20 protein-coding genes, 1 tRNA gene and 1 other RNA gene are annotated in these 23,040 nt (G+C 40.6%); 4 read left to right on the top strand and 18 right to left on the bottom strand.

Annotation, left to right across the window (positions count from 1 at the left end; genetic code table 11):
- Nucleotides 1-13 precede the first annotated feature (13 nt).
- Complete coding sequence (locus H6G73_RS03085) at nucleotides 14-721, bottom strand: RibD family protein (RefSeq protein WP_190601473.1); 708 nt, start codon at nucleotides 719-721, stop codon at nucleotides 14-16.
- Between the two features lie 398 nt (nucleotides 722-1,119).
- On the opposite strand from H6G73_RS03085, the gene H6G73_RS03090 reads away from it, so the two are divergent.
- On the top strand, nucleotides 1,120-3,063 hold the full coding sequence (locus H6G73_RS03090; protein ID WP_190601474.1) for a sensor histidine kinase: 1,944 nt from the start codon (nucleotides 1,120-1,122) through the stop codon (nucleotides 3,061-3,063).
- A gap of 101 nt (nucleotides 3,064-3,164) precedes the next feature.
- On the opposite strand, the gene H6G73_RS03095 is transcribed toward H6G73_RS03090, so the two are convergent.
- From H6G73_RS03095 to H6G73_RS03135, 9 genes are all read right to left on the bottom strand, one after another.
- Nucleotides 3,165-4,202 (bottom strand): Gfo/Idh/MocA family protein, encoded by a 1,038-nt coding sequence (locus H6G73_RS03095; RefSeq protein WP_190601475.1) that lies wholly within the window; start codon nucleotides 4,200-4,202, stop codon nucleotides 3,165-3,167.
- Nucleotides 4,203-4,457: 255 nt separating this feature from the next.
- Nucleotides 4,458-5,177: a ribonuclease III gene (gene rnc, locus H6G73_RS03100; protein WP_190601476.1), complete on the bottom strand. Its 720-nt coding sequence runs from the start codon at nucleotides 5,175-5,177 to the stop codon at nucleotides 4,458-4,460.
- Nucleotides 5,178-5,312: 135 nt separating this feature from the next.
- Nucleotides 5,313-5,711: RNase P RNA component class A (gene rnpB / locus H6G73_RS03105), an RNA gene on the bottom strand.
- A gap of 73 nt (nucleotides 5,712-5,784) precedes the next feature.
- On the bottom strand, nucleotides 5,785-6,498 hold the full coding sequence (locus H6G73_RS03110; protein WP_190601477.1) for a hypothetical protein: 714 nt from the start codon (nucleotides 6,496-6,498) through the stop codon (nucleotides 5,785-5,787).
- 86 nt (nucleotides 6,499-6,584) lie between these two features.
- Nucleotides 6,585-7,721 carry a magnesium/cobalt transporter CorA gene (gene corA, locus H6G73_RS03115; protein ID WP_190601570.1) on the bottom strand — a complete coding sequence of 379 codons (1,137 nt, stop codon included), beginning with the start codon at nucleotides 7,719-7,721 and terminating at the stop codon, nucleotides 6,585-6,587.
- A 489-nt stretch (nucleotides 7,722-8,210) separates the two neighbouring features.
- Nucleotides 8,211-8,284: transfer RNA gene (locus H6G73_RS03120), tRNA-Pro, on the bottom strand.
- Between the two features lie 122 nt (nucleotides 8,285-8,406).
- On the bottom strand, nucleotides 8,407-8,772 hold the full coding sequence (locus H6G73_RS03125; RefSeq protein WP_190601478.1) for a DUF1818 family protein: 366 nt from the start codon (nucleotides 8,770-8,772) through the stop codon (nucleotides 8,407-8,409).
- Nucleotides 8,773-8,810: 38 nt separating this feature from the next.
- On the bottom strand, nucleotides 8,811-9,356 hold the full coding sequence (locus H6G73_RS03130) for a hypothetical protein (RefSeq protein ID WP_190601479.1): 546 nt from the start codon (nucleotides 9,354-9,356) through the stop codon (nucleotides 8,811-8,813).
- Between the two features lie 71 nt (nucleotides 9,357-9,427).
- Nucleotides 9,428-9,664: a DNA-directed RNA polymerase subunit omega gene (locus tag H6G73_RS03135; RefSeq protein ID WP_190601480.1), complete on the bottom strand. Its 237-nt coding sequence runs from the start codon at nucleotides 9,662-9,664 to the stop codon at nucleotides 9,428-9,430.
- Nucleotides 9,665-9,889: 225 nt separating this feature from the next.
- On the opposite strand from H6G73_RS03135, the gene H6G73_RS03140 reads away from it, so the two are divergent.
- Nucleotides 9,890-10,387 (top strand): hypothetical protein, encoded by a 498-nt coding sequence (locus tag H6G73_RS03140; RefSeq protein ID WP_190601481.1) that lies wholly within the window; start codon nucleotides 9,890-9,892, stop codon nucleotides 10,385-10,387.
- Here the strand turns inward: H6G73_RS03140 and H6G73_RS03145 are convergent, their stop codons facing one another.
- A complete protein-coding gene (locus H6G73_RS03145; RefSeq protein ID WP_190601482.1) occupies nucleotides 10,388-11,542 on the bottom strand; it encodes an extracellular solute-binding protein in 1,155 nt (384 codons plus the stop codon).
- A gap of 521 nt (nucleotides 11,543-12,063) precedes the next feature.
- On the opposite strand from H6G73_RS03145, the gene H6G73_RS03150 reads away from it, so the two are divergent.
- Entirely contained in the window at nucleotides 12,064-12,438 is a 375-nt protein-coding gene (locus H6G73_RS03150) for a hypothetical protein (protein ID WP_190601483.1), read from the top strand.
- A 53-nt stretch (nucleotides 12,439-12,491) separates the two neighbouring features.
- Here the strand turns inward: H6G73_RS03150 and cobT are convergent, their stop codons facing one another.
- The 3 genes from cobT to H6G73_RS03165 all read right to left on the bottom strand — a co-directional run bounded on the left by cobT (nucleotide 12,492) and on the right by H6G73_RS03165 (nucleotide 15,299).
- Nucleotides 12,492-13,613, bottom strand: coding sequence for a nicotinate mononucleotide-dependent phosphoribosyltransferase CobT (cobT, locus tag H6G73_RS03155; RefSeq protein ID WP_190601484.1), 1,122 nt, complete (start codon nucleotides 13,611-13,613; stop codon nucleotides 12,492-12,494).
- A 226-nt stretch (nucleotides 13,614-13,839) separates the two neighbouring features.
- The gene (locus H6G73_RS03160) at nucleotides 13,840-14,547 is read right to left on the bottom strand and encodes a DUF2232 domain-containing protein (RefSeq protein WP_190601485.1); all 708 of its coding nucleotides are present in this window, start codon (nucleotides 14,545-14,547) and stop codon (nucleotides 13,840-13,842) included.
- Nucleotides 14,548-14,600: 53 nt separating this feature from the next.
- Nucleotides 14,601-15,299, bottom strand: a complete 699-nt coding sequence (locus H6G73_RS03165; protein WP_190601486.1) for a Crp/Fnr family transcriptional regulator — start codon at nucleotides 15,297-15,299, stop codon at nucleotides 14,601-14,603.
- 512 nt (nucleotides 15,300-15,811) lie between these two features.
- On the opposite strand from H6G73_RS03165, the gene H6G73_RS03170 reads away from it, so the two are divergent.
- Nucleotides 15,812-19,660 carry a hypothetical protein gene (locus H6G73_RS03170; RefSeq protein WP_190601487.1) on the top strand — a complete coding sequence of 1,283 codons (3,849 nt, stop codon included), beginning with the start codon at nucleotides 15,812-15,814 and terminating at the stop codon, nucleotides 19,658-19,660.
- Between the two features lie 170 nt (nucleotides 19,661-19,830).
- Here H6G73_RS03170 and H6G73_RS03175 read toward each other — a convergent pair whose 3' ends face one another.
- From H6G73_RS03175 to H6G73_RS03190, 4 genes are all read right to left on the bottom strand, one after another.
- Nucleotides 19,831-20,664, bottom strand: a complete 834-nt coding sequence (locus H6G73_RS03175; protein ID WP_190601488.1) for a carbohydrate ABC transporter permease — start codon at nucleotides 20,662-20,664, stop codon at nucleotides 19,831-19,833.
- Nucleotides 20,665-20,675: 11 nt separating this feature from the next.
- Nucleotides 20,676-21,071, bottom strand: coding sequence for a GFA family protein (locus tag H6G73_RS03180; protein ID WP_190601489.1), 396 nt, complete (start codon nucleotides 21,069-21,071; stop codon nucleotides 20,676-20,678).
- Nucleotides 21,072-21,150: 79 nt separating this feature from the next.
- Nucleotides 21,151-21,504: a hypothetical protein gene (locus H6G73_RS03185; protein WP_190601490.1), complete on the bottom strand. Its 354-nt coding sequence runs from the start codon at nucleotides 21,502-21,504 to the stop codon at nucleotides 21,151-21,153.
- A gap of 20 nt (nucleotides 21,505-21,524) precedes the next feature.
- On the bottom strand, nucleotides 21,525-23,012 hold the full coding sequence (locus H6G73_RS03190; RefSeq protein ID WP_190601491.1) for a CIA30 family protein: 1,488 nt from the start codon (nucleotides 23,010-23,012) through the stop codon (nucleotides 21,525-21,527).
- Nucleotides 23,013-23,040: the final 28 nt, after the last annotated feature.

Raw genomic sequence — 23,040 nt, forward strand, 5'->3', positions numbered from 1 at the left:
GTTAGCACAAGCTTTAATTAGGGTAATCCATTGTCGTTGGTCGTAGCAGCTGATAATGCAAAAATATTTCTTGTTCAATCTGCTGAACTTCTAGCAAATGTAACTGCGGGGCAAAATAATATAAAAATCCCTGGCCTTCCACAGGTGTGGGTGCAGTTGCACCACCCAACAGCACAGGACAAACGGTGAGCCAAAATTCATCAATTACATTAGCAGCCAGCAACGTTGCCACTAATTGACCCCCACCCAAAACGGCCACACGGGAGATTTGCACCTTAGCCAAGTATTGCCAAGCTGAGAGGGTATCTATTTCTCCATCGGGAGTTTCAAAAATCAAAATTTGTTCAAATTCGGCTCTTTCTTGCCAAAAATGTGCGCCTAAACTAGTGGTGAGTAGCCAACGTCTGACAGGTTGTCGAAAAAATTTAATTTCCGGATTCAGATTCGCCGAATGGGAAATCACTATATGTACCGGCTGGGGAGGCCGATTTTCTTGTTGTCGCTGTTGCAAGAGAGTTGGATCTGTTACGGTGAGTGTTGTACCGTAGGCACGGAGAGTCCCAGCACCAAAGATAACGGCATCAGAGGCAGCAATTTGTTTTTCCAGGTGTGCTTTATCAGCCCCTGAGCCGAACCGAGCAGGCGATCGCCTATAATCTGCTATCTTGCCATCTGCACTCATGGCCAAAACCACTGTGGTATGAGGACGATGTTGCACCATTGGGTTGGTTTGATAGTTTGGATATTTTCTGTGTGATTGTGTTGTTGGAAATCTGTTAACAGTACACAGTTGTCATTGATATAGCATTGGACAGAGTGGTTAGAACACTAATTAACACTAAAACTGAGACAGCCAAAGGCTTTTAGCACTGTCACCGTTCGGCTGACGCTCACGGCGAAGCCTGTTAACTGTCACCTGCTACAACTGGCAACTGACCTATAGATGGGGCAACACAAGGGACTATTAAATCTACTTTCTCCGATTTTTGGTGTATTTTATCTTTTTTTGAGCCATAAAAGTTTTTTTAAGTTTTAATTTTTCATCAATTCCCCACAGAGGTACTCGTCTAATTGCATATCGTTGCTATCGTGGTTTGCAGATGCGAAGTGAGACAGTAGATGGCTAATTTCCGTCAATCGTCGTTTCGGCGAATTTTAGTAACAAAACTATTAATCCTGTTTGTCCCGGTGTTACTAGTAGGAGAACTTGCCGCCTTAAACAAAGCTCGTTCCAGTCTTTTAAACACTGCGCGACAGAATTTAACAGAAAGTGCCATTAATAAGGGTGAAAAAATTGCTGATGAGATCGCTGCTCTCAAGATTAATTTGCAGATTGCAAGCCAAACTAAGGTGTTGCAGTCCGGTGACTCAGAACCAGTGGAAACTTTTCTCACTCAATTAAGTCAGCAACTACCCACCCACATTGATTGTCTACAATTAATTAGCCTCAAACAAGGTCGGACTATTGGCAGTACCTGTGGTGACAAAGCCATTGATGAATTAAAACCAAATTTTACCAATGATGATGTTAACATCAAAGTTTTATTGCCACCTAAAGCCGGGACGACTGGTAAAAGAGACCCAGAAAATCAATTACAACTATTATTTTCCGTACCCGTCTATAATCGTCGTGGTAATTTAGCTTATGCCTTATATTTAAAAACCACGTTACATCAACAAATTGCAAATCAACCAGGCTCACTTACCGGTGCATTAGTGGTAATTGCCGAAGATGGTTTGATTTTAGCCCATCCCTTAGCGGAAAGAATTGGTACTAATATTCAAACTCAAACTGATGCTGATAAATTCCAAGATTTAATCAAAAATGCCATCGCAGGACGCAGTGATTCTATTCATTTAGCTTTCATTCCTGGCAAGGAATTAGTTGCTGGGTATACAGCCATTAATAATCCCCTCTCTCAACCACAGAAAAAATGGATTATTTTAGCTGTGACTAGTGTGGAAAATGCTATTTTTGGCTTAGAAGAAATAAAACTAATTTTAATAGTTTTAACTGTGGGTTTAATTGGAGCCAGTTTATTAGCTTCATTTTATTTGGTTCCTGATTTAGCAGAACCTGTCGAACAATTGAGTGATTATGCTATTCATTTGCATAGTCACCATGCTGTTCAACCCATTCCTCGCAACTTCAAAATTAGTGAATTTAATCAGTTAGCTCAGGCTTTAGACCAAATGGTAGAAAGGCTCAAGGCTTGGGCTGAAGAATTAGAAATAGCCTGGAAAGAAGCGAAAAGTGCCAATCAAGTTAAAAGTCAATTTTTAGCTACAACTTCCCACGAGTTAAGAAATCCCTTAAATATTATTATTAATTGTATTCGCATTGTCAGAGATGGTCTGTGTGATGACCGAGAAGAAGAAATGGAGTTTCTGAAAAAGGCTGATGAAACCGCCATTCATTTATTAGGTTTAATTAATGATTTGCTAGATATTTCTAAAATTGAAGCTGGTAAGCTTTCTGTTGTCACCACACCTATAGATTTACGGCAATTACTACTAGAAGTAATTAATTTACAATCGGTCAATGTACAACAAAAAGGTTTACAGTTAATCTGCACTTTAAATGATGAAGAAATCCCCGTTAAAGCCGATGCTGTGAAGCTCAAACAGGTGCTCATTAATATTATCGGTAATGCCACTAAATTTACAGATGAAGGTAGTATTACCATCTCAACAGAAATTCATCATAGTGCCCATAATTCCCATGTCATAATCACCATTAAAGATACAGGAATTGGCATTGATCCAACACAGCAACATAAACTGTTTAGACCTTTTGTCATGGTCAATACCTCAACTGACCGTCAAATTGAAGGGACTGGTTTAGGGCTAGCCATTTCTCGCAATTTAATTGAATTAATGGGTGGGAAAATCACCTTGGAAAGTTTGGGTTTACAACAAGGTACAACGGTACAAATTAAGTTACCTTTAATTGATAGTTCTTTATTACCCCCTCAAGCAAAAAAAGAAGATTTAGGCAATAAAGAAGAAAATACGCCCCAGGAAACAGGTAATCGAGAACAGGGAACAGCAGCGAGAATATAAAAGATGTTAACTCATAGCCATTTGCATCAAGTAAGCAGGTGACAGTGCTAAAAGCCTTTTGCTGTCAAAGATAGCTTCAACCTAAAGACTTGAAATCATTTTTAATTGGTATAACCATTGCTAATTTTGATGGGAACACCACCTTGGTTGAGAGATGTTGTCAAAGCGATGAGAATTTCCACTAACTCTCTACCCACCCATCCAGAGGAAACTAGAGACGGAGTATTTTCGAGGACGCAGTGGACAAAGCGATCGCATACTTTTTGTAATGGTTCGGCTTTTTCAATCTCCAAGGTTTCTGGTGTGTGATTCACAGGTATAAATAGATTTCCCTGTTGATTAAATTCACCATGAATCAAGGTTAATGGTGATGTGGGGGACATTTCATCAAAAATCAGGCTACCTCGACTACCCACAACACCTAAACGCCTTTGTTTATCAGGATTTGACCAACACAAATGAATATAAGCTTGGAAGTTATCAGGATATGTGAGCTTGACCCACACCAAATCTGCTAATCCTGGAGAGTCTTCTCCTGGTTGTAACCACACTGTTCCTTTGGCTTGGGCTTTGATGGGTAATTCACCTAACCAATTGTTAAAAATAGCAATATCGTGAATCGCTAAGTCCCATAGCGCGTCCACATCTTGACGTACAGGCCCTAAATTTGTGCGAGTAGCATAACCATATCGCAAATGACCAAGCTTTCCTGCGTGAACGACTGCCTTACCTCGTTCGACAGCGGGGTGAAATAGATAGGTATGGTCAACCATGAGAATCAACTGTTGATACTCTGCTAATTGACACAGTTCTCGGCATTCTTCCGCGTCCAGGGTGAGGGGTTTTTCTGCTAAGACATGATAGCCTTGCTGGAGTGCATCTTTAATTAAGGCATAATGAGTTGTAGCTGGAGTAGCGATCGCCACTGCTGTTAATCCTGGCACTTGCTTAATAGCTTGCCAATCGGTAGTTAATAATATATTTGCGTCTAAATTAAACTGTTGTTTAACGGCTGCTAATCTTTCTGGTTGTGGATCTACTACCGCTACCACCGCAACTTGGGGATGTGCGAGAAAATTCCGCAGTAAATGCACTCCCCAGCGTCCAACCCCGATAATCGCAATATTTATCTTTGTCATGTGTTCGTCGTCAGTTGTCACTCTTGAGTTGTCAGCCGTAACGGCAACTTACAACTGACAATAATTTATATTGTAAGGTCAAGGATCATGTGTAAATTTTAAATTTTAGGTTTTGGAAGATTGGCTTTGACAGTGAATATTATGAATTTTTTGTGTTGCTCAGTGGTGAAATAAATCAAAGCTTTGGGCACAGATAAATATTCTTGACTGTACCAATTTTCCTTTGCCATCAGCCGAGTCTGTAAAACCGAATTTCTACTGTTTTTGCTGTTCACTAATAGCTAAGTAAGCCACCTTGGCTGCGGCTTGTTCGGCAGCTTTAATTGACCGTCCTTTTCCTTGACCGAGCATTTTTTCATATAACCATACCTCTGCAATGAAGCGCTCATGACTCACATTAGGTTGATTACTTTCGGCGACTCGGTACTCTGGTAAAACTTTATATTGAGCCTGTGTCCATTCTTGTAAAGCGGCTTTATAGTTGAGTCGCGCTGGATCAAGACGAATTTCTTTAGTGAGTTGTTGGAAATGAGGGTCTAACCAGGGACGAATTAGCTCAAGATTGTGAGTGCTGAGGTAAAGCGCACCGAGAACAGCTTCAAAGGAGTCTGCAAGTCGTGATTCTTGACCCACATGATCAGCAGTAGCACTACCAGCGACAAGTAAATATAGTTCTAAACCATATTCTCTAGCTAATTTAGCGAGAATGCGATCGCTCACCAATACCGAACGAATAGCTGCAAAATCTCCCACCGAACAATCTGGGTAATGTTCCCACAACACCACAGCCGCAACCAATCGCACCACCGCATCACCCACAAACTCTAGCTGTTCATAATTGGCTGAGTCGGAAACAGTAGGGTGAGTCAACGCCAAATCTAGTAATTGCCACTTGATTGGTGCATCTAGTGACAAACCCAACTTTTGGACTAAACTTTCTAACTGTCTTTGACGACGAGGATAAACGCGGGACATCAGGTAATACCAATTAAAAATTAAAAATTAGGAATTAAAAAATCTACGTTTTACATCCGTTTCCGAGTGTTGATTGGTTGAAGATTTTTGGAGTATTGGTGTGCTAGCAACAGAACAAAACAGCCAATGAAATGAGGAGAGAGCAGCACATAAGCCGGGTTCTGTTCTTAAAAGAGTTATGCACTACTTTCAAGGACGGTTATCTATCTGGGACGCTTGTTACCAAACGCCTCTAGCGGCTCTATGTTCACGGAACTGGTAAAAGACCAACCGTGGTTCCTCTGGCCTTGCTCCCAACCGGGGTTTACCGAGCCAACACCTCTCGATGTTGCTGGTGCGCTCTTACCGCACCTTTGCACCCTTACCATGCAACTCAAAATTTGACATTTTGGATTGTTTTGGCGGTATGTTTCTGTGGCACTATCCTCGCGATCGCTCGCACTGGACGTTATCCAGCAAGTTCGGTCTTTCGGGAGCCCGGACTTTCCTCAAAGCAGTCTCATCAACTGCTCTGCAACCGTCTACGCCTACTCTCCCCCTCTCTCTAGTTTGCCACTCCCCTGCCATCAAGTCGAGATATTTTCACCACAAACCTGTCACTTGGCACTTATTTTTTCTTGTTCCAAGGTAGTGCATAAGTCCAAGGTAACTTGGTGATAGTAAAAGGACAGTTAATAATCGACACCGGTGGTACATTCACACCAGGTGCTAAACCCACCCGAATTTCGGAAATTCGCAACACCAATTGTAGGGAAAATTCCAAATTTTTCTTACCATCCATAAAGTCTTTAAACAGCTTCTTTTGATCCTTTTGATTTTTCAGCCCCATAATATTAATTAAAGGCGCTCCCGGTTTATAGGTTCCCGAATCCTTATCTAGTTTTAAAACGTCTTCCGCGGTGACAGTTTCGGAAATAGTTTTCTTGGGAGCAATAATTGTCGCTACCTGGGGCATAGCTAAGTCGCGAGTCACATCAGGCGATTTGCGAATAACTCGGCGTGATTGTTTAGTATGTTCTACTACCCAAGAACTATTATCCCAATCTACATATACTGCCAAACTATCCGATTTATTTTCAATACTCATTGATAACTCTTTCAAGTCATCTTGCACCTTGTCTAAGGAATATGTATTCGTCTTAAAGGAAACGGAAATTTTATCTTGCAAATTTTGCTCTTGTAGTTGTTCGTCAACTACTTTTTTTTGATAGTCTAGTTTCACTATATCATCAATGGATTCCACCATCCGCTGAAATGTGTACCATATGCCTAGAATATAAACTGTCAAAACAATTAAATTTTGGTCGCCGTTGTTTGCCATAACTACGAATTAATTTAGATGTATAGTCAAAGATAAAGAGCAATGTCTGTTTAATTCTAATATCGCACCATATGAATAAATAATTATTACTTGATGTGAAACGAATTTGACAACCACCCTCTGCGCCAAAATATAAATAGCAGTACAACGGCAATCAGTGCCATTAATCCTAAACAAAAGGGGTAACCCCAATACCAATTGAGTTCTGGCATATTAAAGGGTGATTTTTCAGTATTAAAGTTCATGCCGTAGATACCAGCAATGAATGTCAGAGGAATAAAAATTGCCGAAACTACTGTTAATAGTTTCATGATTTCATTCATTTTATTGCCAACGGCAGAAAGATAAACATCCATTAAACCAGAGGCTAATTCTCGGTAGGTTTCTACCATATCCATAACTTGCACAGTATGGTCATAACAATCTCTGAGATAAATTCTCACTTCCTCACTAATCAATTCGCTACCATCTCGAATCAAGGTATTAATTGCATCCCTTTGGGGCCAAATTGCTCGCCGTAATTGTAGTAGTTCTCTCCTAATTTGATAAATTTGCTGCAAAGTATGTTGATTGGGATTAAATATTACTTCCTCTTCTAATTCTTCTAGGCGTTCACCATATAATTCTAAGACAGGGAAAAATCCATCAATAATGGCATCTAAAAGAGAATAGGCTAGATAATCGGCGCTTTGTCTGCGGATAATGCCCTTACCTTTTTCAATTCTGTTTCTCACACTTTGAAAGCAATCATATTCTGGTTCTTCTTGAATTGTTAATAGGTAATATTTACCCAAAACAAAGCTCACTTGTTCACTATGAAAGCTATGGTTATTTATATTAGGAACAACCATACGAGCAATAATCACTAACTGGTCTTCGTAATCTTCTACTTTTGGTCGTTCTGCCATATTGACCACATCTTCCAATACCAGAGGATGCAAATCAAACACCTGACCTAATCTTTGGATAATATCACGATTACCTAAACCTTGAACGTCAACCCAAGAGACTGATTCTGTATCTAAATATTGAAAACAGTCTTCAGGTTGTTGGAGTTTTTTATTAACTAAGTTAGCTCGATTGTAATCAATTAAAACAATATTTGGCTGTTCCGCATTTTCATCAATAATAATTGTGCCTGGAGGCGTTCCTGGCTGATGTAAAAATTCTTTGAGGGATGATTTATGGACTGCTTTATTATGGCGACGATGCTTTTTCATCATGTAAGCTATACCCATTGTGAATTTGAGGTGGAGGATTCTATATTCAAGAATTGACCATCACCTTATTTTTTAGCTATACCCGCAGAAATGAAGTTTCTCTATATAGCCAACTTTTCTAGCCGTTGAAAGCTATTTGTCTTTGTAATATTGGAAACAGTCTAGTCTTGGTAATTGCTAGTCATAATATATTCTCAAAAATTCTTCACCATTAATAGACCTATGCCAATTTTGGGTGAAATCCTCATTTCCCGTGATGCACCTATAGTTTGTACACACCACTACTTCACCCACACCGTGCTGTTAATAGCTAAAATTATTGAGGAGAAAAATTTGCTTTTTTACAGATATAACCAATCAAGCACCTTGTTCTCTGTACCCTCAAGGTGACTGTCATGCAGTGAAAATCCTATGGAAAGGGATCGCACTTTCACCCTGTGCAATATAATCGTCTTGTCTGTCCAAACTAAATATTTACGCTTATTTCATCAATCGGAGCGGCGGGATTCGAACCCACGACCTCCACTACCCCAAAGTGGCGCGCTACCAAGCTGCGCTACGCCCCGTCTACTTAATTCAGTAATTTAGATTTTTATTTGAACTGGGGATTTTCAAACTCTTTTATCTAAAACCGAGTTAAGTCACTTTTCTAAAATTATCACAGAGTTAAAGAAATAGCAAGCTTTTTTCAAAAAAATTTGAGAGAGGCACTGGCTTGGATTAAACCAGGGACAGCTTCAGGTTGCCATTTCCCTTCTCCACAACGTTGGGAATTGAGAATAAACCGCAAACTATAGGCATGGGGATAACCTTCTACCTCCATCCACAATAAATCGCTTTCGGCTTCACAGGCAATCTTTTCTTCGTCCATGAGTTCACTTTCCAAAGACTTCATGGTGTCGGCTAGTTGATGCAAGAGACGACAAAAGTCATTTAATTCTGGTTCTGTTAATTCTACTGCCCAATCATCAGTACCGATTAAACCTTGATATATGGGTGCGCTGGCATTCCAGCCGATGCGCCAACCCGCACCACTTTTAATTAAACGTTCCATGGACTCAAATTGCAATTTTTGATTTGGGAATTGACCCATTATTTCAGCAAATCAGCCCCTCCTGATGGCTGTATTGGCGTGGTGGTTGGCTGTGTGGGGGTAGATGGGGGTAAGGTGAAAACGGTTGGGTTAAAGATGTTTACTAAGACTTGTACGAGGCTGTCTCGTTGACGACGGGTAAGTTTACCAATGGTGGCGCGATCGCCTTCTATGGGATTTTGTTTTAAACTATCATTACCTGGATATGTGGCTTCATACATCGTTTCATTGGCATCGAGGTAATCAGCTAAGGTTAACTTCCAATCCAGGCGATAAATGGGAGACCGACCTTTTACATAAATGTGATAACGAATCAAACGACTCATTAAGGTGTTATTTTCTGCCCTCTGACCATTTTCTTTGCTGATATATTGATTTTCTTTTGGTAAATCGGGCAATTCTGCATACACTTGCTGCCAGATATCGCTAGGACTGATGCGTTGAGCGATCGCAGGTGATATGCTAGAAGTCGCTATACCCCCTACTAGAGAGCAAATAATTAAGGTATAACGGCAGCCTAAAGGCAATAATTTTACTCTTGACATGGTAATGTGGGAGATCAAAGTATTACTGAGATTTATTTTCTCTCAGCACTGCTACTTTCATCTCCAATGGTTTACACTTCGCCGATGATTTCTGGTTGAGTCAATTCGTCGGACATTTCAATAATCGCCCTAAGGACAGGTTTCATCATCACATCTTCGTTATTTTCATATTCCTCATAACGGCGACGTTTAGCGCGATTTGCAACTTGAACTGTAATCCGATAACGATTAGAGGCTGCACTAATCAAATCTTCTGCACGGTGCATAATTTGAGACTGGGTTGTCTCAAATTTGGAACGCTTCAGCATAATTGATGATTCTTCAAGTTCATGGGTTTCTCACCCAGTTTAACAGATACCTATGATGGGTTATGGCAATCATACTCAAGTTGTGATGGGTTTGGTCTAATGATGGGTATTTGACAAGCAAAAATCCAAAATGCTATGACATCATTTAAGCTGGGAAGTTTCACGCCAAGGAGCAAAGGAGCAAAGACGCAAAGGTTGATTTTGAATGTATTTCGTGGTTTAGCTATGTTGAAATCAAAATTTGCTATTTTTCACACAATTCCCCTGCTGTTCATTTTTAGCCTTATTGTTGGTAAGGTGTGTCCTAGTTTTGCCTCGGAAGCAGACAATATACCCCTACCTTCTACTGCACCTTTAGAATTAAATTTATTAACTCAACCCCATGATTCTGTAATTACTGCCAATACCATTAATCCAGTCGGGTTAACGGTACCAAGTTTATGGTGGATTCAGGAAACTTCGGAAAAGAAATTATTAGATAATTGGTTGGCTTATCAGGCTTCTGACCGAGAACCTGCCCGTGTTGATTTAATTGTCAATCAGCAAATTTGGAGTTTGTTAGATTATTTGGAACGCTACGAGTTTGTCAATCGGGTGGGTAGTGCAGCCAGGAATTTTGGTTATAATATTCGAGTTTTTAATTACCAGCGAGAAGCTTTGGGGACTTATACCTGTAATTTCCAGACAGTTCCCGCTTTATGCAAAATTAATATGAAACTTTAATCATGTGGATTGTTGAATTTTGGTAAATAAATCATGATATTGTTGGTTAATTTGTGGCGATAAGGGTAAGAGAAATTCACTTTTAGCTACAATTTCTGGACTGGGAAATAGCAAGTTTTGCACTGGTGGTTGAAACTCTTTGACATTCACATTGGTAGCAATGGGAGAGTTAACTTTAGTGAGCAACTTAATTGTGTTAGCTGTTTGTTCCTGTAAACAGAAATCTATCCATTGATAAACTAAATCGCTGTTTTTTCCACCTTGGGGACGTATCCATACATCGGCCCACATTGCTGTTCCCGATTTGGGAACAAATGCACTCAGTTGGGGGTTACGTCCTAAAACAGGAATGATGTCATTAGACCATCCTACAGCTAACCATGTGTCACCGATAATCAGTGGTTCTAAATATTTAGTGGAATCGTAGAATTTAACTTGTTGATTTAAGGACTTTAATTCTGTTTCTAGGGCAGAAATTTGGTCAAGATTGGTTGTGTTGTAGGAATGACCTAACTTCTTTAAGACTAAACCAATTACTTCCCGTGGCTGGTTGAGGAGAGAAATTTGCGATCGCAATTCACTACGCCATAAATCACTCCAGTCAGTCGGTTGCCAACCTAATGCTTGGAATTTATCCCGATTATAAACTATGGCTGTACTACCCCAACGATAAGGTACACCCCAAATTTTCCCTTGGGGGTCGGGATTTCCTTGTTCATCTCGTTTGACGAGTTCTTGCCATTTACTATCTAAAGAAGACCATTGTTTAATTTTTGTGGTGTCTAAAGGTTCAATCAGTTTCTGACTGATTGCTGCGCTTAACCAATAGTCTCCCACTGTGGTTAAATCAGCCAGAGGATGTTTTTGACCGGATATGAATGGGATGTAACTAGTCCAGTCAGTTTTTTCTTTTCCTTGTTGCTGCTGTTGCCAAATTTTTAATTGTTTAAATAGCTGTTCTATTTGACCAATAGGAGTAAACTTGACCTGTTGTTGTTTCTGCAAACCTTTGCGAAACTGATTAACTAGCTGACCAGGTATTGAACCTTGTAATAACTGCACTTTTAGTTCTATCTGCTCTTTTCCCGCACACCCAGTCAGGAGATGGGAAATTGCTAATGTACCTGTACCCAGCAAAAAAGACCTGCGATCCATTGATTTTCTAATTTTCCACTATACATACCATATCCTGTCCAGGAGTAGTCAGGGCAGAGCAGGGGAATATCTGACTGACTTTATCCTCTTCAAAAACAGATAATAGCAAATTGCCATAGGGGAGTCAGGTTGAATTGAGGAAATTACTCCTTCAGGTGTTCAAGGGTGGATAGCAGGGAAGAGCGCAGCAGAAACATGATTTAAATCAACAAACTATTAGAGCATTGTTATTTGCGCTGTAAACATCTGAAGTAAAGACGAAAAAAGAAAATTTTTCACATATTATTGAGATTTCTGGCTGTCCTATTCACGTGACTGTAGTTCAATTCATAGTGACAACTTAACTTTTCTCAACAAATGAAGGAGTTATGTAAATAGTTCTGATTACCTTATGTATATGTTTACTAATAAAAGTGTTAGATTCTCAAAAACTCACTGAAAAATTAAATAATTCATAAGTATGATTAATATTGTCAATATATTGAATAACATAGAGAAAATATTTGGGCAGAAGGTATTAAATGGAGACATTTGAACAAGAAATCCTGTCATTAAGCCAAAAACTGGATGCGCTTTATCAAGTCATTCAGAAACTAGATTATAGAGTCTCTCAAGCTTTATCAAGTCTGGCCACCGATCAATCCCCATCCAGAGATAATTATCTAGAAATTCAAGAACCTCAAAACTACCAGCTAAAAAGCTATATCACTTTTAATTCCGAACTAGAACATAAGGATATTTTGACGGATGGATTTTATCCAGAATTGAACCGTCAAGCAGGAGATAGGCAGATAACTCCAGATATTCAAATTCAGAGACTCACAGCACAATTAACGGCTGCCTATAATCGCATTGCAGCGTTGGAGGAACAGTTACTCAGAGAGAGAATTTCTTAAGTTTTAAGTGTGACGAGACTTAAGACCGAGAGGATGTGAAAAAGAGATCCCTGTTATAAATTATTAAAGCGGATAAGTTGTTCAAATTGGGCTTCAATGGCTGCCAAAAGCTGATCCTGCTGCCAATTTTGATAAAGATGGGCAGTTATACAAGCACCTCCAGCACCAATACCTTCTTTGACAAAACCCTGCTCATAAGCTTGGAGTTGTGGATAACGGGAATCAGCAAAACTTAATTGGGTAGCTAAGAGGGTAGGTTTATGAACAAAGTCGTGAATATTACTGTTTAAATTCATTGCTAAATCGACTGTAGCACCACTTGGATCTTCTGCGACCCAACGGGTGGTGCCAACAACAATGGCTTCTGGTTGCCATGGTAATTGGTAAGATTGAGCGATCGCCTCTATCAAAGCATAAACAGCTAACATTTGAGTACCCCCAGCTAGTAACACACCACAACTGCGACTAGCAGCGATCGCCATTCCCGCTACTACTATTTGCATCGGATCTCCTATGGCTGCGACCAATGCCAAAGGGTCTTTTGTGGGAGGCAAATTTGCTAACCCAGCTTGCACAACCGCCCATTTTTGCTCATGGTTACAAACTGGGTGACTGCTGTTGACTTTACCCCCTGCATTCACCCCTAAACCCTCTAAAACAGCCAAAGCAGTAGTCGTACCACCAACTACGCATTCACTTAACACCAGGTAACTTTGGGTCAAATTAGCACTCAAGCGCGCCCCCCAAAGCAAACCCTGTTCCAGTAAATGTTGAACGGCATCAATTGACATTGCTGCACCTTGACTTAAACATTTAGCCACAGTCCCATCTAAATCAATAGCAGGTATAGCCGGCACCTGTGGTAAACCTGCATTGAATATATGAACCGGAATTTTCAGGTCTGCAACCACCGCACGGGAAATAATCACCGGAGAAGCCCCCGCAGTCAATGGGGGTAAGGCATACTGTGGCTGATGTTCTGCCCCAAAATATAAATATTCTGCATCTGCACAGGCAGTATATTTTCTATCCTCTGGAGTTAATCCCGCCGCCGAAATACCGGGAATTAGCGCCGTTTCTGTAAAACCTAATACACATACAAAAGTAGGTAAGCAACCAAAATAACCCTTTATCCAGGCTTCGCCTTGAGAAATATTAGTATAAATTTTAATCATAAAACTATTTTCTGTTACATACAGGCAGAAGATGTGACTAATCTTCTTGCTTCTGTTCGCCTTCACGTAGTGTGCCGTAGCGCAGCTATATTTCTATTCGCACAGCGTGGCATTCCCCAAGGCATCAGCCATACTCCTGACTTCTGAACTTCTGAACTCCTGAACTTCTGAACTCCTGAACTTCTGAACTCCTGAACTTCTGAACTCCTGACTCCTGAACTCCTAATCATTCATAATCCATCAATACTTGCACCCAACGTGGTGGACGGGGAATAGGATTTCCTAGTCGGTCTAACAATAACCAGGAAGCCAGATGGACGACAAATAGATAAATTAAATTATTGAGGGCAATTAAAGCGATCGCACCAGCTTGAATTAAAAATACACTGGGACTAGCTAAAATTTCCAGTTTGAGGAATATCCAGCCAATAATATCCGTAACTTGATTAATTACATAAATCCACAGGTCTTCACCCGATAACAGCGACAGCAGCCACAGGCGAAAAAACACCCCTATTGTCCCTAATATCATGCCTAAGGTGATGGAAACAACCCAGGAGACACGTCGATACCAAGTTGCCCCTAAAAGTACGCCCATAAAGGCAAAGGGCATCACAAATAATAAACTCCGCACAGGCCCCATTAGCACGGCTAACAATAAGCCAGAAGTTAGGGCTGCCATCCAAGCTGCCCGTTTGCCCCAACGTAAATAAACTAAAGCAATGGGGACAGGAAAAAAGATTCTCAGGACTGGCCCCAAGGGAAAATAGAAATTAATGAACCAAATTAAACTGGCAGTGCTGGCTAAAAATGCCGTTTCCACCATTCGCAAGGGTGCATCAACCTGAATTTGGGGTTGGGTTAATTGTAGCGGTGAAGAAGCAAGCGATCGCTCTTCTTCTGGTTCCTCTTTTTGGGAATCAATAATACTCATGTTTAGTATTTAGACAGGATAGAGACAAATATTGTGGATAAATAAACAAGCAACTAAACTATCATTTTTTCTAAAGCTGACAAATCGGGAATACACAGAATATCTTGATCCCGGACAATCAAACCTTTTTTTTCTAACCGTGTCAATACTCTTGTTACCGTTTCCCGTGCTAGTCCACTCAAGCTACTCAGTTCTCGATGGGGTAAATTGGGAATTTCTGTACCTGTCTGTCCACGTTTACCTTGACCTTCTGCCAAAAACAGCAAAGTATCTGCCACCCGTGATTGACTGTCTGATTCCCGCAACCGCAAACGACGATTGACCTGCCGCAGACGACGGGCCATCAACTGTGCTAATCTCAATCCTGCTAAAGGCTCACTGTTTAACAACTTCACAAAATCTTGAGCAGGCATACTGCCAATCATAGTCGGCATGAGAGTGATCACGTCAGTGGAACGAGGCACTTCATCCAACGCTGCCATTTCTCCAAATAATTCGCCCTTACCGAGAATATTCAGTGTTACCTCTTTACCCTCTAAATTGTAAGTCCGAATTTTTACCCATCCATCTAAAATAAAATATACAGAACCACCCCAGTCATTTTCTAGCAGAATTACTTGATTGGGTGGGTGAGCGCGGCTAACAAGATGAGTGGTGGCTTTTTCCACCACAGACTCAGGTAGCCCTTGAAAAAAGGGGACTGAGTTAATCCAAATGTGAGCGGGTGTTTGCAAACTATATCGGTCTTCCATGAGAACATTTTTATTAAAGCTGCTATTAACACAACAAGCAATAGTGCCATCATCAGCCTAAGTTATTAAAACACAGTCCCTTATCTAAGATATAGCAGGTGAGAGGCAGCAGGAGCTAGGAAAAGCAAGGACAGTAGGTGAACTAGGGTGGAGATAAACATACTTTTTTGCTCATGTCCTCACCGCCTTGATTCCAGTCTGATCAGTTATATATCAGGCTCAATATAACGGATGTACAGAGAAACTCGACGTAATTTCTGCATATGATTATTGTCCTTGAGGAAAGGAGGAAGTGCCAATAGGCTTTTGGCAGTGAGAATTTCTGGATCAGTCCAATGGCAGACAGGATAGAGAAAACATCAATAACTGAATTACGGCTTATGTTGCATATCCCATTAATTCATCACATAATTGCCCCAGAGAAGTTTAAGCTAAAATTTTTGCTACTTAGAACTTCAGTAATTATAAGTCTCATCTCTATCAACGTACATTTCTCTCTAAGGTAATTTAACGTGACTTCCCGTGCAGACGATATTCACAAACTGATCGCAGATATCGACAACTTACTAGCTAATGGCGGTAAGCGCCTGTCTAAGCTGCTTTCCGGTCAAGGGCAAGAAGAAAGAGAAGTTTTACAGCGAGTCCGTGACTTCCTGGTCAAGATGAATGGTAGTGAGGCATCAGGTAATGAATCTGTGTCTCCAGTCTCTTCCCAGTTGTTAGAGCGTTTTGTGGAGCAGAGTCAAAGACAGTCTGTATCATCCTATTATCCCTCTGCACCAGCCCAAGCAGCCATTGAAGTTGAACAGTTAAAAGTTGAATTTTCCGTATTATTACAGCCTTTAAAAACAGAAATTTCCGATTTGTTACAAGAAAGAGAAACTTTAATTCAAGAAATTAGGCAATTAGAACAAAAGCGGTTACAAAATTACTCCTTAACGCAACAATTAGCACATCAAGAACAAATGATTTCCGAGTTCTTACAGGTGCTCGTAAGTCGTCTGGTTCCCAACTTAATGCCGATTTTTAGCCAAATTATGGCGAATATCGCTGCTAATAATCCGGAAGGTGGTCAACATCAAACTTTAGAATTGTTACCAACTGCCATCCCACCAATTTTAGAATCAACGGAACGGATGGAGAAGTTAGCTAATTTGGCCAGGGAGTTAGATCAGCGTTTACTGTCCTTGGATGGTACGGTTAATGTTGTTTTTGAATCTCTAGAGCAAAATATTAAAACCTATCATGAGTCCTTGTCGTCAGCAGTAGCGAATATGCACAATCAAGGACTACAGGGTGAAAAGTTGATTGCGACGTTGATTAAGAATCTACAACAACCTCTATCATCAACCTCTAGTCAACCAGATAGTCTGTCTCAGTTAAATGTTGCAAGTAGTTCTAATTTAGAAGTTGGGTTAAGTCCGACTCCAGAAACATCAACGCAGTTAGAGGATTTATCTTTATTCTCGAATGTAGCTGAGACTAGTGAACCTGTGACTTTGGCGGATTTAGATGTGGTGTTATCACAGCTAACTGGTGAACAGCCTCCTGCTAGTACAACTAATGATGTTAGTGTCAGCACTCCTGTCCAACCTGCTAATGTGGTGGTGCGTGGGGATGCAGTAGAACAGTTGTATGCAAGTTTATTTAGTAGTGAAGAATCAAGTTCTATTGCGGCTGCACCAACAACCCAGGTAGGTAGTGAATCTCCAGAAATAGCTGCTGTGCCTAATTTAGTGGAACCACAACCAGTGGCTGAAGATTTATCAGCACCAGAAGTAGAAGAGAAGGAAGTTGAGTTACCAACTACATCACCAACGCTACTCAAATCTGTAGAAGCAGAGGTAGAACCAGAAGAGGCTGATTTGGATTTATTAGCACAACCAGAAATACCAGAGGTTCAGCCGTCAATTTCTGCTGCTTCACCAACGTTATTGTGGATAGACACCAATGATACTACTTTAGGGGGTGCCCCTTCTCTGCCCGATGGTGCGGATACGATTACAGTGTTGACGGATTTATTAATTGATAGCGATGTTGAAGTTTCTCCAGACCATACTCCAGAACTAACGCCATCTGCACCAGCAGCAGTTCCCCTTGATAACAACTATATTCCTGCTTCTCCCCAAGAAAATCTTTTATCTTTAGAGAGTTATGAGGCAGCTAATATCCCAGAAATCATTTTAAATGAGCAACAGCTGGAGCGATTAAATCATGATTTAGCAGATTTTGATCAACAAATAGGCTCATCTTGGCAACCGACTTCCCCGGTGGAAAACATCCCAAAGGTTGGGGTAACGGAAAATATTTCCTCTACTCCGTTGGATGCGGTACAACTGCCTGAGTTGGAGACTCAGGTAGATATTAACCCTGTCGCTGAAAAAAAAAAGGAAGCCTCTATTTCTGCTTCACTCAGTTCTTTGCTAACGGGTATAAACTTCAACGATACACCTGCCGATGCCAACCGGGTTTTTGATTCTGTTTGGTATTTAGGGATTGATTTAGGAACCACTGGCATTTCTGCGGCTTTATTAAATCGCGCTACATCTATTGTTTATCCCATTTGTTGGTCTGCGGAAACTCAAGCTAACACAAATACTTTCCAAGAATCTTTTCGATTACCAGCAGAGGTTTATTTACCCACTACCACAACTTCCCATCCTGAAGGAGAAAAGGCTGGCAATACTGAGCAAACCTCACCGACATCTGTGGCACAGGATACTGACCCAGCTAGTCAAAATCTCTACTCTACCCAGTTAAAACCCTATTTACAGGTGGCTATTCCCTATAAGCGGGAACGACAAAAATGGGAACCAGTGTTACAGTTAAATGAGTTTGCGGCTGGGCCATTAATTTGGGTGGTGCGATCGCTCTCTAAACTCCTATTAACCCTAAAATCTAATCAAACTAGCACTACTCCGGCTTTAATTGCCAATGCTATTGGTTTAGATGGGCAAAGTTATACCAATATCATTAATAATTTGGCTGGGGTAATTTGCACTTGTCCCTCTAGCTGGACGGAACAATATCGATTTAATGTGCGGGAAGCTATATTGGCCAGTAAACTTGTTTCCCATCCCCAACAAGTATTTTTTATTGAAGAAGCGATCGCTAGTTTGCTGCCAGAATTAGATAGTGTGAAATATCCCTTAATTCAAGTCAGCACTCCCCAAGGTTTGCGGATATTGAAAAATAGTGAGCATCCTTTAGTTGGCAATACTCTGGTGGTGAATATCGGTTCTACAGCCACCGAAATGGCCTTGGTTGACTTACCCACAGAAATGGAGGAACTAAAGCACCAAGACTTCATGCTTCACAGTTTCGCCTATGCTGGGAAGGGAATTGAACAGGATATTATTTGCCAATTACTCCTACCACCGAAATCACGTCAATCTCGCTTTGAGGCAGAATCTCAAGGTAACACAGCCGATAGTAATCTTTGGCATTGGCAACCCTCCATCCCCGGTTTAGACCAAATGCAATGGCATTCCTTGGGGTTAGAAGCTTTGGAAATACCGCGAGTGGGAGAACCAGATTCGGCCATGCGTATTCGCTTGCAGCAACGGCTAGAAAGCTCAATTTTGGGACAAGCTTTATTAGATGCAGCGATCGCTCTAAAACTGATTTTACAGCACCAAGAAACCTTCATTTTAGAATTAGCTGACCAACGCTGGATCTTGCAACGTCGCGACTTAGAAAGTCAAGTCTTTGTCCCCTTTGTCCGTCGTCTCAACCGCGAACTCAACAAATTATTAGTAGCCCGTGGTATTCCCACCGAAGGCATCAACCAAGCAGTTCTCACCGGGGGTGTAGCTTCCGTGGAGACAGTTAATCGTTGGTTACGGCAAAAACTTCCCAACGCCAAAATCATCCAAGATATTAGCGTAGACAGCGAAACCTTCAGTAGCCGTGTTGCTTATGGCTTGTCAGTCTTACCACTCCATCCCCAAGTCCTAGAAGTCCCCAGACAGCAATACACCGACTATTTCCTATTTACAGAACTGCTGAAACTCCTACCCGAAAGAACCCTATCCTTCACCGAAGTTTTGCAGTTATTTGAAAATCGCGGTATCAACACCCGTATTTGTCAGCAACGACTCCTGGCATTTTTAGAAGGAGAACTACCCCCTGGTTTAATTCCCTCCCTCCTAGACTCCAACTGGTTGACCCAAAACTCCCAAGTCAACTTTGATTACCAAGTCCTAGCAGCCGTCCCCCTCTTTGAAAAACAAGGCAATCTCACCTATCGTCCCAACCCACAACAAGTATCTTCCCTGCGACGCTACCTAGATGCTATTCAAGCTAGCACCCTCCAATCTCTAGAGGAACCATACCTAGTTAATTTGGGAGTAGAAGTATAGGAGGTGACAGGTGATAGGTGACAGGTGACAGGTGACAGAAAGAGAGGAGGAGGAACAAGAAGATATTCGTCCTTGTCTTCTTTGTCCCCCTTGTCTCCCTTGTCCCCCATGAGCAACTGCCGTATCGAAGACTACAATCTATACCTCTGCGCCTCTGCGTGCAAAAAACATTACCCCTTGACCCCACTCCCCGTATCTGTAGGGACAATATATCTTTGTAAAAACAAAAATAATATCAACACTGGTGCAATAGAAATAATCGAACCTGCGGCAACTAATCGCCAATCTAAAGAAAAAGTCCCCGCTAATTTAGCTACTCCTAAAGGTAGAGTATATAAATTTTCATTTTGAATCACAATTAACGGCCATAAAAAATCACTCCAAGCCCCAATAAACACAAAAATTGCTAATGTAATTAAAGCTGGACGAATGGCAGGTAACATAATGTGCCACCATAAACCTAACTCTGAACTACCATCCAATCTGGCAGCTTCTTCTAATTCCTTCGGCACGCCTAAAAAGGCTTGACGTAAGAGAAAAATACCAAAAGCAGAGGCTAAACTAGGAAAAATCATCCCTAAATAACTATCTCTCAACCCTAATTGCCCTACTAAAATATACAGAGGAATCATGACGATTTGAAAGGGAATCATAATCGTCGAAACTATTGCCAGAAAAATAAAATTTCTGCCTGTAAATGACATTCTCGCTAGGGGATAAGCTGCCAGGGAACAAAATAGTAAGTTTAATCCCACAGTTAGAAACGCCACTAAGATACTATTAAATAAATATTGTCCAAAGGGCAGTGCTTGCCAAACTTGAATAAAGTTTTGTAAGGTGGGTTGAACTGGTATGAGTTGGGGTGGTGATTGTAATATATTTTCTGTTGATGATTTTAATGCTGTACTCAACAACCACAGGAGAGGAAATAACATTACTACGGCTATAGTTGCCAGTATTCCATAGGTGAATAAGGGTTTTAGAGGTGATTTGTACCAGGTCATTGTTAATGAGGTTAAGAATTAAGTAATTTATCAATATTCGCTTCCCAATTTAAGCCATCAAAGGGAACAATTTCAAAATCATTGATGACATTGCCATCTAAACAACGCACATTGACATCAATACAATCAGGATGACTGCGGGGAATATAAAAGGAATGAATTCCACAAATTCGACAAAATTTATGTTGAGCAATTCCTGTATTAAAGGTATAAGTTGTCAACACGTCTTCCCCTTGCAACAGTTTAAATTTGTCCTTGGGAACAATTAAATGTAAAAATCCCTTTTTTTGACAAATAGAACAATTACAATCATCTACTTTATGATGATCTACTGTGACTTGAAACCGCACTGCACCACAATGACATCCACCTTCATAAATTGCGGTTGTTTGACTCTGTGTATCCATATATTAATGAATTGAAGCAAATTAACTACAGTAGACAGTTGGAAACCCTGCTAAAACCAGCTTTGTTCATTTTGAATTTTTAATTTGTGTAACGTGATTCTAGTTGTGTCACTCGGTTCTCTAAGGTGTTGACTTGTTGCTTCAATTCCACCACCAATGTTGATAATCTGTCGATCATGCGATCGCGCTCTGATGGTAATCTAGCTCTAGAGCTACCAGTCTGGGGAGGGATATTATTCAAGTTCCTCGAACCAGAAGAACGAGTTTGAGCTACCATTAATTCCAGTTGATTTAACCTTATCTCCAACCCTCGCAAATCTGATTCTAGATTATTCACCCGAAAATCTGTCTGTTGTGAGGAAACAGGATGAGAAAAAACACCACTCCACAACAAAATCATCACAACCCCAGCTAACAGTAACTTTTTCATCATAGGATGAGATTTTTGTCAAATTATTTATCCGGTTGTAAGGCAGAAAATAGCTGTTGCCAATTAGAGCTATGAGCTATGTTTTCTCCTTCCTTGACTTCTAAAGTCAAGTTACAAGCCTGGGACTGTTTTAGCACTTGTATACAAATTTCTGCCACATCATCACGACTGATTTTACCTTTAATATTATCTCCTTGCTCGAAAATTAATTCTTTTCCTCCTGCTGTTTCCGTTAAAGCACAAGGGCGGATAATTGTGTAAGGAATGCCACTGTTTCTTAAACTTTCTTCACCTTGCAACTTCCAAGTTAATATTCCTCCTAATTGGTCATTTAATCTCACTGCTGGTGGTTCTTCATCTAAATTAATTCCCGGTCTCCCTGGACGAGTTACACCCGCAGAACTGACCAATACGAATTGAGGTAAATTCTTTCCTCCTACAGCTTTAATAGATTCTATTTCCAGTGCAAAGCTACCAGGAGCAAATTTGGGATTCAGCGCACCATCATATTCAAATTTGCTCAACATCAGTTGCAATGAGCAAACTTTACTGGCATCAATTGGTGGGGAATCTTTAACAGTTTTAGCACGAAAAACAGGGGTTAAATCAGCAAAGGGAATGGTCACATCTATCCAGTTATCAACCACAGTATCAAAGGAATAGCTATAACCAACTCCATCCCAAGTTGATTCTGTTCTCAAAAAGATTTTATAGCGTTGTCCATCTCCTTTCACCCGTAATTTCACACCAGTAAATCCTGATAAGTTAATTACAGGCACAAAGTTTTTAGTCCTGACGGAAGCAAAGCCACCGGAATTAGCAGTAGAAACATTACCACTAAACAATGCTGATTTTTCTCCTAATTGAAAACTACTAGCACTGACCCCACCCATCACCACATCATCTAATGCACCCCAAATATTTTTTAACTCAGCTGATGTTTGAGTAAAATCAAAAATTACCTTTTCGCTTGCAGATGGTAAATACTTAGCTGCTGCTGTGACTAAGTTTTTTACTCCTTGATATTCAACATTTTCTGGAGTATCACCAACTATTTCCGGCTGATAAAATTTCACACCTTGGTAGTATTTTTCTCTATCTTTGGTATCTCCTTCTACTGGTTGCACACGTACAGCAGTACAACAGATCACAGCTTGGATATTAGCCATGACTAAATGATTGAGAGTCTCAGGTTTAGTAATATCTCCCACTACTAAATCAACTGCTTCACTGAGAATATTTCTCGCTTTTTCTATATCTCTCACCAAGCATCGTACATGATATCCTTGTCCTACTAATTTAGCAACAACTCTTTTACCCACACCACCAGTTGCACCTGCTACTAAGATGACACCCATATTTTTTGTTTCTCCTTTGGATTGTGTTTCTATCTCCCGACTGTTACCTGAAAATAATTTTTCTATCCAACTAAACAGAGGAATGACTTCAAAGTAGGCTAGGGTTTTTATAAACCTACACAAATTCCATTGAGAACGATTTTGGTTAGTCATATTTATCCGTTTTACCAACTCACTGCAT

The organism is Richelia sinica FACHB-800 (assembly GCF_014698825.1).
Classification (GTDB): domain Bacteria; phylum Cyanobacteriota; class Cyanobacteriia; order Cyanobacteriales; family Nostocaceae; genus FACHB-800.

Coding starts and splice junctions, on each gene's coding strand:
- H6G73_RS03185 (WP_190601490.1), bottom strand. CDS start 21,504: ATGATGAAAAAGTTACTGTTAGCTGGGGTTGTGATGATTTTGTTGTGG.
- H6G73_RS03085 (WP_190601473.1), bottom strand. CDS start 721: ATGGTGCAACATCGTCCTCATACCACAGTGGTTTTGGCCATGAGTGCA.
- H6G73_RS03150 (WP_190601483.1), top strand. CDS start 12,064: ATGGAGACATTTGAACAAGAAATCCTGTCATTAAGCCAAAAACTGGAT.
- H6G73_RS03180 (WP_190601489.1), bottom strand. CDS start 21,071: ATGGATACACAGAGTCAAACAACCGCAATTTATGAAGGTGGATGTCAT.
- H6G73_RS03165 (WP_190601486.1), bottom strand. CDS start 15,299: ATGGAAGACCGATATAGTTTGCAAACACCCGCTCACATTTGGATTAAC.
- H6G73_RS03135 (WP_190601480.1), bottom strand. CDS start 9,664: ATGCTGAAGCGTTCCAAATTTGAGACAACCCAGTCTCAAATTATGCAC.
- cobT (WP_190601484.1), bottom strand. CDS start 13,613: ATGATTAAAATTTATACTAATATTTCTCAAGGCGAAGCCTGGATAAAG.
- H6G73_RS03145 (WP_190601482.1), bottom strand. CDS start 11,542: ATGGATCGCAGGTCTTTTTTGCTGGGTACAGGTACATTAGCAATTTCC.
- H6G73_RS03125 (WP_190601478.1), bottom strand. CDS start 8,772: ATGGAACGTTTAATTAAAAGTGGTGCGGGTTGGCGCATCGGCTGGAAT.
- H6G73_RS03130 (WP_190601479.1), bottom strand. CDS start 9,356: ATGTCAAGAGTAAAATTATTGCCTTTAGGCTGCCGTTATACCTTAATT.
- rnc (WP_190601476.1), bottom strand. CDS start 5,177: ATGTCCCGCGTTTATCCTCGTCGTCAAAGACAGTTAGAAAGTTTAGTC.
- H6G73_RS03090 (WP_190601474.1), top strand. CDS start 1,120: ATGGCTAATTTCCGTCAATCGTCGTTTCGGCGAATTTTAGTAACAAAA.
- H6G73_RS03110 (WP_190601477.1), bottom strand. CDS start 6,498: ATGGCAAACAACGGCGACCAAAATTTAATTGTTTTGACAGTTTATATT.
- H6G73_RS03175 (WP_190601488.1), bottom strand. CDS start 20,664: ATGACCTGGTACAAATCACCTCTAAAACCCTTATTCACCTATGGAATA.
- H6G73_RS03140 (WP_190601481.1), top strand. CDS start 9,890: ATGTTGAAATCAAAATTTGCTATTTTTCACACAATTCCCCTGCTGTTC.
- H6G73_RS03160 (WP_190601485.1), bottom strand. CDS start 14,547: ATGAGTATTATTGATTCCCAAAAAGAGGAACCAGAAGAAGAGCGATCG.
- H6G73_RS03095 (WP_190601475.1), bottom strand. CDS start 4,202: ATGACAAAGATAAATATTGCGATTATCGGGGTTGGACGCTGGGGAGTG.
- H6G73_RS03190 (WP_190601491.1), bottom strand. CDS start 23,012: ATGACTAACCAAAATCGTTCTCAATGGAATTTGTGTAGGTTTATAAAA.
- corA (WP_190601570.1), bottom strand. CDS start 7,721: ATGATGAAAAAGCATCGTCGCCATAATAAAGCAGTCCATAAATCATCC.